The sequence below is a fragment of the Streptomyces ipomoeae 91-03 genome (genome assembly GCF_000317595.1).
In the GTDB taxonomy this organism is placed as follows: Bacteria; Actinomycetota; Actinomycetes; order Streptomycetales; family Streptomycetaceae; genus Streptomyces; species Streptomyces ipomoeae.
The window spans coordinates 1-7,651 of the sequence record NZ_AEJC01000074.1 but is presented as its reverse complement, the minus strand read 5'-3'; the positions used below and the strand labels follow the sequence as shown (position 1 = coordinate 7,651).

The 7,651-nt window shown below is 69.3% G+C and carries 5 protein-coding genes and 5 pseudogenes; 8 read left to right on the top strand and 2 right to left on the bottom strand.

Annotation, left to right across the window (positions count from 1 at the left end):
• Positions 1–40: 40 nt before the first annotated feature.
• From STRIP9103_RS04665 to STRIP9103_RS04650, 4 genes and pseudogenes are all read left to right on the top strand, one after another.
• Positions 41–889: pseudogene (locus STRIP9103_RS04665) on the top strand (IS5 family transposase).
• Positions 886–1,284, top strand: a complete 399-nt coding sequence (locus STRIP9103_RS04660; RefSeq protein WP_009299116.1) for a hypothetical protein — start codon at positions 886–888, stop codon at positions 1,282–1,284. The pseudogene STRIP9103_RS04665 and the gene STRIP9103_RS04660 overlap by 4 nt, the downstream one beginning before the upstream one ends.
• A complete protein-coding gene (locus tag STRIP9103_RS04655; RefSeq protein WP_309474683.1) occupies positions 1,281–1,802 on the top strand; it encodes a Tn3 family transposase in 522 nt (173 codons plus the stop codon). Before STRIP9103_RS04660 ends, STRIP9103_RS04655 begins: the two co-directional genes overlap by 4 nt.
• A 128-nt stretch (positions 1,803–1,930) precedes the next feature.
• Positions 1,931–2,302: pseudogene (locus tag STRIP9103_RS04650) on the top strand (helix-turn-helix domain-containing protein); the annotation flags it as partial.
• A gap of 33 nt (positions 2,303–2,335) precedes the next feature.
• Here the strand turns inward: STRIP9103_RS04650 and STRIP9103_RS45960 are convergent.
• Positions 2,336–3,569 (bottom strand): annotated as a pseudogene (locus tag STRIP9103_RS45960) (IS110 family RNA-guided transposase).
• 398 nt (positions 3,570–3,967) lie between these two features.
• On the opposite strand from STRIP9103_RS45960, the pseudogene STRIP9103_RS04640 reads away from it, so the two are divergent.
• Together STRIP9103_RS04640 and STRIP9103_RS49760 are read left to right on the top strand one after the other, a co-directional pair.
• A pseudogene (locus STRIP9103_RS04640) lies at positions 3,968–4,366 on the top strand (transposase); the annotation flags it as partial.
• A 176-nt stretch (positions 4,367–4,542) separates the two neighbouring features.
• Entirely contained in the window at positions 4,543–4,689 is a 147-nt protein-coding gene (locus STRIP9103_RS49760) for a hypothetical protein (protein ID WP_158696847.1), read from the top strand.
• 129 nt (positions 4,690–4,818) lie between these two features.
• On the opposite strand, the gene STRIP9103_RS04635 is transcribed toward STRIP9103_RS49760, so the two are convergent.
• Positions 4,819–5,430 carry a TetR/AcrR family transcriptional regulator gene (locus tag STRIP9103_RS04635; RefSeq protein WP_009299124.1) on the bottom strand — a complete coding sequence of 204 codons (612 nt, stop codon included), beginning with the start codon at positions 5,428–5,430 and terminating at the stop codon, positions 4,819–4,821.
• Positions 5,431–5,582: 152 nt separating this feature from the next.
• Between STRIP9103_RS04635 and STRIP9103_RS04630 the strand changes: the two genes are divergently transcribed.
• Entirely contained in the window at positions 5,583–7,238 is a 1,656-nt protein-coding gene (locus STRIP9103_RS04630) for an amidohydrolase (protein WP_009299120.1), read from the top strand.
• Positions 7,239–7,320: 82 nt separating this feature from the next.
• Positions 7,321–7,651, top strand: a pseudogene (locus STRIP9103_RS04625) (amino acid transporter); the annotation flags it as partial.

The following is a 7,651-nucleotide window of genomic DNA, read 5'->3' as shown; positions in this document are numbered from 1 at the left end:
ATCTGCCGGTCCGCGGTTGGTGACCTGGTGATGTGACCGGGTGAGTGAACGCAAGCCGTACCCGAGTGACGTATCGGACGAGCAGTGGGCTCTGATCGAGCCGGTGATCACGGCGTGGAAGGACCGGCACCGCTCGGTCAGCGGACATCAGGGTGCCTACGACATGCGGGAGATCGTGAACGCGATCCTCTATCAGGGGCGGACCGGCTGCCAGTGGGCCTGTCTCCCGCACGACCTGCCGCAGAAGAGCGCGACCTACTACTACTTCGCCGCCTGGCGGGACGACGGGACCGACCAGGTCATCCATGAACTCCTGCGCTGCCAGGTCCGTGAACGCGCCCGACGATGAGAGGACCCGACCCTGGTGGTCCTGGACACCCGGAGTGTCCACGTGGCCGCCGGGGTCCCCGCCTCCACGAGCGGCCACGATCCGGCCAAGCGGGTGCCCGGCCGCAAGCGCGGCCTTGCCGTGGACGTCCTCGGCCTGGTCATCGCGGTCACCGTCCTCGCCGCGAACACCCACGACAACGCCGCAGGCATCATCCTGCTGGACCAGGTCGCCGAGCACGCCGGCAGAACCGTCCGCAAAGCCCTGGCCGACCAGGGCTTCAAGAACCAGGTCATCGAACACGGCGCCGGCCTGGGCATCGACGTCGAGATCGTCGAACGCAACCCGCAGGACAAGGGGTTCGTGCCGCAGCCCAAGCGGTGGAGGGCCGAGCAGACCTACGGGATCCTGATACTGCACCGGCGCCTGGTCCGCGACTACGAGCACCGCCCCGCCTCCTCCGCCTCCCGCCTCCACTGGGCGATGACCCACGTCATGACCCGGCGCCTCACCGGCGCGAACGCCCCCACCTGGCGCGAGGCGCAGGCGGCGGCAGCGTGAACATTCAGCCCCTACTCGACGCCCTGGGTCTCCAGGAAGACGCCGCCCGGGCCCTGGCCGACGGCCTCCGCGCACAGCTCGACGACCTGCAGACCCGGTTGCGGGAGGCCGAAACCCACCTGGAGCACCTCGCGATCACCCGCAAGACCATCACCGGCCTCGCCGACCGGCTCCCGGCCGTCGTGCCGGACCTGCCCGAGCACCCGGACCACCCCCGCATGCTCGCCGCCTTCAACCACGCGACCGGGCCGCTACGGGCCAAGGACGTCTGCGAAGCCCTCGGCCACGAGCTGCTGCCGAAGAACGCCGAAGGCACCCGCGCCAAGCTGAAACGCCTGGTCAAACTCGGGATACTCACCGAGGCCGACACAGGCAACTTCGCCAGGAAGCAATAGCCGACGGAACCTCCACCAGCGGCCTTGCCCCAACCTCAGCCGGAAACGGACATCACCTTACGAACCACCCACTTGGCGGCATCTCGATGAGGCACGCCCTCGATACCCATATCGCCCTATTCAGCCACTTCATCCCGTGTGGCGTGTGGGAGGCGGTGTATCTGTTCGAGGGCCTGCTCAAGAATCAGTCCGAGGTGGCCGTCAACATCGTCCACGGAGATACGCAAGGCCAGTCGCTGCCTGTCTTCGGGCTCGCGCACATGCTCGGCGTGGCACTGCTGCCCCGCATCCGCAACTGGAGGGATCTGACCCTCTACCGGCCCAGCCCGACGGTGAAGTACCAGCACATCGACCCGCTGTTCGGCGACTCTCGGAAGGACGTCATCAACTGGCGGGTGATCGAGAACCACTGGCAGGACCTCATACGCGTGGTGCTGTCGATCCGTGAGGGCCGGCTGTCCTCGGCCGCACTGCCGCGCGGGCTGGGCAACGAATCCAAAGGAGCCGTCGATCACTGAGGGTTTTCAGGGTGGCCCCCGAATGAGTGACAGCGGGACCGGAGGCAACGGACAGGGCTCCCATGCCGTTGAGAGAGGTGTCTAAGGGTTGTCCCGTAACTGCTGGTCACGGGTGAGATGATCTTGGTGTGGCTGGTGTGATCACGGCGTCGGAGCCGTCTTGGATAGCCCCGTTCACCGGGCTGAGTCCGCGTCAGTTCAGCAAGCTGATCACCGCCTTGCGGCGGGAGGGCGCGGATCCGGTCCGTAAGGGCCGGCCCTGGAGCCTGCCGCTGGAGGACCGGGTCCTGCTGGTCGCCGCGTACTGGCGCACGAACCTCACCCTGCGCCAGCTCGCCCTGTTGTTCGGGGTATCGAAGTCGGCGGCCGACCGCATCGTCGACCGCCTCGGGCCGTCGCTCGCGCTCCAGCAGCGCAAACGGTTCCGCAAGGACACCGTGCTGATCGCGGACGGAACCCTGGTGCCGACCCGTGACCACAGCATCGCCGAGCAGTCGAAGACATCTCATGTCGCTGGCAGGTCAAGTAAGGGCTCAGGCAGCAAGGTCCAGGGCCGCTGCGAAGGCCCGATCGGGGTCGTAAAGCGTGCGGCGCCGTAGGCAGTGGTAGAGGCAGCCGAGAAGCTTGTTGAACAGGTTTCTGAGAGCTGCGGTGTGGCGTTCTCCGCCAGCTCGTCGTCGGTCATAGTGGGCGCGTGGAGCCTGGGTGCGGAGGGCCGCGAAGGCCCACATGTGCCCGGCCGAGGCCAGTCGTTGGTTCTTGACGGTTCGGGCCACGACGACGTGGCTGCGGCCCGAGGCCCGTGTAATGGGGGCCGCGCCGGCGTATGCCTTCATGGCTCGGGCGTCCGCGAAACGTTCGCGGTCATCTCCGATCTCGGCGAGGACGCGTGCTCCGGACAGTACGGACAGACCCGGGAAGCTCGTGATGATGTCGGCATCCGGATGCGCGAGGAATGCCTTCTCCGTTGCTGCTGCGAGTTGGGCGACGCTGATGCAAGCGGCGTCGACCTGCCGGATGAGCGCCGTTGCTTGGTGTCCCAAGGCCTGTTCGACCTGGGGCAACTGGCGGAGGTGGTCCGCGCGGAAGATGTCCCGAAGCCGCTCGACCTCGGCTTCGATTCCGCAGCGTGGGCGCTCGCCGCGCTTGAGGAGTGCGCGCAGCTGGCTGCGGGTGAGTCTGGCGGCGTCGGCTGGCGTCGGTGCGGCAGCCAGGATCAGGCGGGCGCGTGGCGAGTCGAGTCCGGGTTTTCCGGGGCCGTGGAAGGCCGTGAGGGCGGCCGGATAGTACTCGCGCAGGTGCGAGCGGAGCCGATTGATCATCTGCTGCCGGTCCCAGATCGCGTCCTGGTGAGCACGGGCCAGGACAGCGACGGCCTGTCCGGCTTCGCTGTCATCGGGCAGGGGCCGGTGGGCGTGCCGGTCGGTCCGCAGATGTTGGCCAGGACCCGGGCGTCGGCTGCGTCGGACTTGGCTCGGGAGACGCTGGCGCGATCGCGATAGCGGGCGGCGGCCAGGGGGTTGATCGCGTAGATCTGGCGGCCGGTTGCCCGCAAGGAGGCGACAGGAGGCCGCGCGGGGTCTCGATGGCGACCGGGATCGGATCCTCCGCAGTGTCACCGTGCCGGGTCAGTAGTTCCATCAGCGCATGGAAACCAGCGCTGTCGTCACTGATGCGCAGCTTGGCCACCTGGGCGCCGTTTTGGTCGACCAGGGCTATGTCGTGGTGCCCTTCCGCCCAGTCGATGCCGCAGAAGATCGCGCTCAACCTTGTACCTCCATTTCAACCTGCAGATCGGTCCTGTGCGGAGCACGCGGCGCTCTAATAGAAGTGCTCAAGGCACGCCATCTCATGAGCCGTTCGTGTCTCCAGCGACCGGCAGGGACCTCGGTCTGCTGGAGAGCTCTGGGGCTCGCGAACTGCTGAGAGGTCGGCCCCTGTCGGCGGGCTGGGGACATGAAACCGGTGGGTTCTGGGCTTCTGCCGGGCGGGACCGGTCTTTGACGAGAGATCAAGGTCCCGGAACTACCGAAGGTCTCCGCCCGGCAGGGCGCGGGCGAGGCAGGGCCGGTCTGAGCACGGGGATCCAGTCCCAGAACGGCAGCCTTCTGCCTCGCCTGGCGGCCCTTGCGCTCACGCGCTCGGGCTCACCGATGACCTATTAGAACTACCGGTACTCCACCAACCACCAGGTCGTCATCGACGCCGACACCCGGCTCGTCGTCGCCGTCGGCCGGCCACTGCCGGGCAACCGCGACGATTGCAAGGCGTGGGAACTGTCCGGCGCAAAGGACGCCGTCGGAAAGACGACCGTGATCGCGGACGGCGGCTACCGGGGCACCGGCCTGGTCATCCCGCACCGCCGCGAACGCGGCCAGGCCGAACTCCCGGCCTGGCAGGAAGAGCACAACGCCTCCCACCGCAAGGTCCGCGCCCGCGTCGAGCACGTATTCGCCCGGATGAAGAGCTGGAAGATCCTGCGCGACTGCCGCCTGAAAGGCGACGGCGTCCACCACGCCATGCTCGGTATCGCCCGCCTGCACAACCTCACCCTCGCCGAGTGACGGGAAACGAGCAGGTCAACCAGCATGCCGTAGATCATTTACGGGACAGCCCTCAGCCCACCAAGAGCCATCAGAAACGCTCCACCCCGCGGCGACATCCTCGCACCGGCTCTCGACAGCCGGCTACGCACCAAGGGCTACCCACCAGATCTCAAACGACCCGATGCGGAGACGCCATGAACGGGCTGGTCAACTACCTCGACCACGTCAACACGCAGCCGTTCGCCGCCCCGCGCCGGGGAGCAGCGGTCGTTCCGGTCGAGGCCGGTCGAGAAGCCCAGTCGGCCACGTACAAGAAGAAGGTCCCGTTGCGCAGCAGCTGATGGACGCTGCCGCGTGCGATCGACTTCCTCAGCAGATGCGGACGCCAGGTGGCGAGGCCGTAGCCATTTGGCCAAGCGGGGCGTGGTGCTGCGCTGACCGGCCGAGCCTGGCGACGTGCACGACTGCCGTCAGCGACGCAGCAGGTCGCGGAACCCGGTGAGCAGGGCGCGCAGTCCGAGGTCGAAGGCCAAGGTGGCGCGGCTGCGGTCGGCGGGGGTCTGGTCGAGTACGGCACTGAGGTACGGAGTCGTGTCGCGGGCAACGTCGGAGACCATCACGGGCGGTGCCACCAGGTCGAGGGCGGAGCCGAGAACGAAGCTCTCCAGTGCGGTGATCAGCGGCATGACCTCCTTCGCGGCGAAACCGGCGTCCAGGAGCAGCTTCGCGACCTTCTCGTACATCGCGTGCATGAAGGGTTCGGCCAGCGGGGCGGTGGCGAGCAGGGGTACCGCCCCCGGGTGGGCGGCGAAGGCGGCGAGGTAGGAGCGGGTCCAGCCCTCCAGGGCCTTGTCCCAGGGCTGTGACCAGTCCTGGTCGTCTCCGGTCGTCAGGGCGAGTTCCTCGCGCATCAGCGAGATGATGTCGTCGCGGCCGGCGACGTGGTGGTAGAGCGCGGATGGGGCGACGCTCAGGGCTTTGGCCAGGGCCGGAATGGAGAGCGCGCCCTTCTCGTCGGCCAGGCGCAGTGCCGCGGCACCGATGCGCCGGCGGTCCAGCAGGGGTGTACGCGGCCGTCCCACGGTGGCTCCTCGTCCTCGTGTGCCGTAACCCAGAAGTTACCGAATGGCATTCAGTAAAACTCTTCCCAGTCGCCTGGAGGGCGCCTACATTACCGGAAACCGAATGCCTTTCAGTTAGGCAGTCGGCCGACGGAAAGGCACCGCCGCACGCCATGCACGCCGACATCGTCTTCGCCGGAGGGACCGTCCGGACCGGGGCCGCAGATGCCCCGGTCCACGACGCCCTTGCCGTTACCGGCGGCCGGATCACCGCCCTCGGCGCACAGGCGCTGGCCGCCCGGGGACCGCGAACCACCGTCGTCGACCTGGCCGGCGGCGCCCTGCTGCCGGCGTTCGGCGACGGACACGTACACCCGGTGATGGGAGGACTGGGGCTGGCCGGGGTACCGGTCCGGGACCGTACGAGTGTCGATGAGATCGTCGAGGTCGTACGAGGCTGGGCCGCCGAACACCCGGAGACGGAGTGGATCACCGGTGACGGCTTCGACCCGTGGCTCGCCCCCGACGGCCGGTTCGACGCCCGGTGGCTGGACGCCGCCGTACCCGACCGTCCCGTCGTCCTGCGCACCATGGACCACCACACCGCCTGGGTGAACAGCGAGGCCCTGCGCCGGGCCGGCTACACCGCCGCGACCCCGGATCCGGCGGGCGGGGAGATCCTGCGCCGGGACGGATCCGCCGAGCCGCTGGGCACCTTGCGCGAGTTCGGCGCCCTCGGCCCGGTGCTCAACCTCATTCCCACGGCGTCCCACGAGGCACAGGTGGCGGCCCTGCGCGAAGCCACCGCCAGGTTCGCCGCGGCCGGCGTGACCTGGGTGCAGGACGCCTGGGTCGAACCGCACCAGGCCGACGTATGGGTCACCGCAGCGACCACCGAGCCGGGGCTTCCCGTACGAGCCGACCTCGCCTTCGTCCTGGAACCCGACGGCTGGCGCGAACGCATCCTCCGGTTCACGGCGGACCGGGACAAGGTGGAGAGCTCCGCTCCCGGGCTGCTGACCGCGCGGAGCGTGAAGTTCTTCGCCGACGGCGTCATCGAGGCCGGCACCGCCGCCCTCCTCGAGCCCTACACCGACTGCCCGCACTCGCACGGCCTCGCCAACTGGTCCCCCCAGGAGCTCGCCGCGGCCGTCACCGCCGTCGACGCACTCGGCTTCCGCGCGCACCTCCACGCCATCGGCGACGGCGGAGTCCGGATGGCTTTGGACGCGATCGAGGCCGCCGCCCGCACCAACGGCGCCCGCGACCGCCGTCCGGTCATCGCCCACGCCCAGCTGATCCACCCCGCCGACCTGGCCCGGTTCGCCGCACTCGGCGTGGTCGCCAACCTCCAGCCGCTGTGGGCCCAGCCCGACCCCCTGATGACCGAGCTGACCCTGCCGAGGATCGGCCCGGAACGCGGCGGGCGGCAGTATCAGATCGCCGCCCTGCTCGCCTCCGGCGCCCGGCTCTCGTTCGGCAGCGACTGGCCGGTCACCGCCCATGAACCACTGCGGGGCATCGCCACCGCGGTCACCCGCCAGACGCCCGAGGGGATTCCCGAGGGCGGCTGGCTCCCCGAGGAGCGGATAGACATCGACACCGCTCTCGCCGCCTACTCCGCAGGATGCGCCCACCAGGCGTTCGAGGAGAAGGAATGGGGCGCGCTGTGTCCCGGAATGCGTGCCGACCTGGTGCATCTCGCCGCCGACCCGGCCGAGACCGCCCCCGGTGACCTCGCGCACCTCCCCGTCCTGGGCACCTGGCTCGCCGGCCGGCGTACCCACGACGCCACCACCCCCCGCAGCACGCGTGCCGGGAGACGATAGACCTACGTCGTCGTCACGACCGGTCTGCGTCTCCTGGACGTTCCACCCGCTCCCCGACCACACACACGACGCGGAGACCTCCATGACCAAGCCCCTCGTCCCCACCGCTCCCCAGCAGCCCCCACCGGCCGCCGGGACCGATCAGGGCCATCACCTCCAGCGCGGCAGCCTCGGCGTCGCCGACATCGTCTTCTTCGTCGTCGCCGCGGCCGCCCCGCTCACGGTGATGGCCGGTGTCGCTCCCCTCGCCATCCTCTTCGGCGGCATCGGCGCCCCGGTCGCCTATCTCGCCGTCGGCGTGGTGCTGGTCCTCTTCGCGGTCGGCTTCACCGCGATGACGCCCTACATCCGCAACGCCGGCGCCTTCTACTCGTACATCGCCCGAGGCCTCGGACGTCCAGCCGGGCTGGGGG

Bases quoted from the DNA above. Each gene is read 5' to 3' on its own strand.
- STRIP9103_RS49760 (WP_158696847.1), top strand. From the start codon at position 4,543: ATGAACGGGCTGGTCAACTACCTCGACCACGTCAACACGCAGCCGTTC.
- STRIP9103_RS04630 (WP_009299120.1), top strand. From the start codon at position 5,583: ATGCACGCCGACATCGTCTTCGCCGGAGGGACCGTCCGGACCGGGGCC.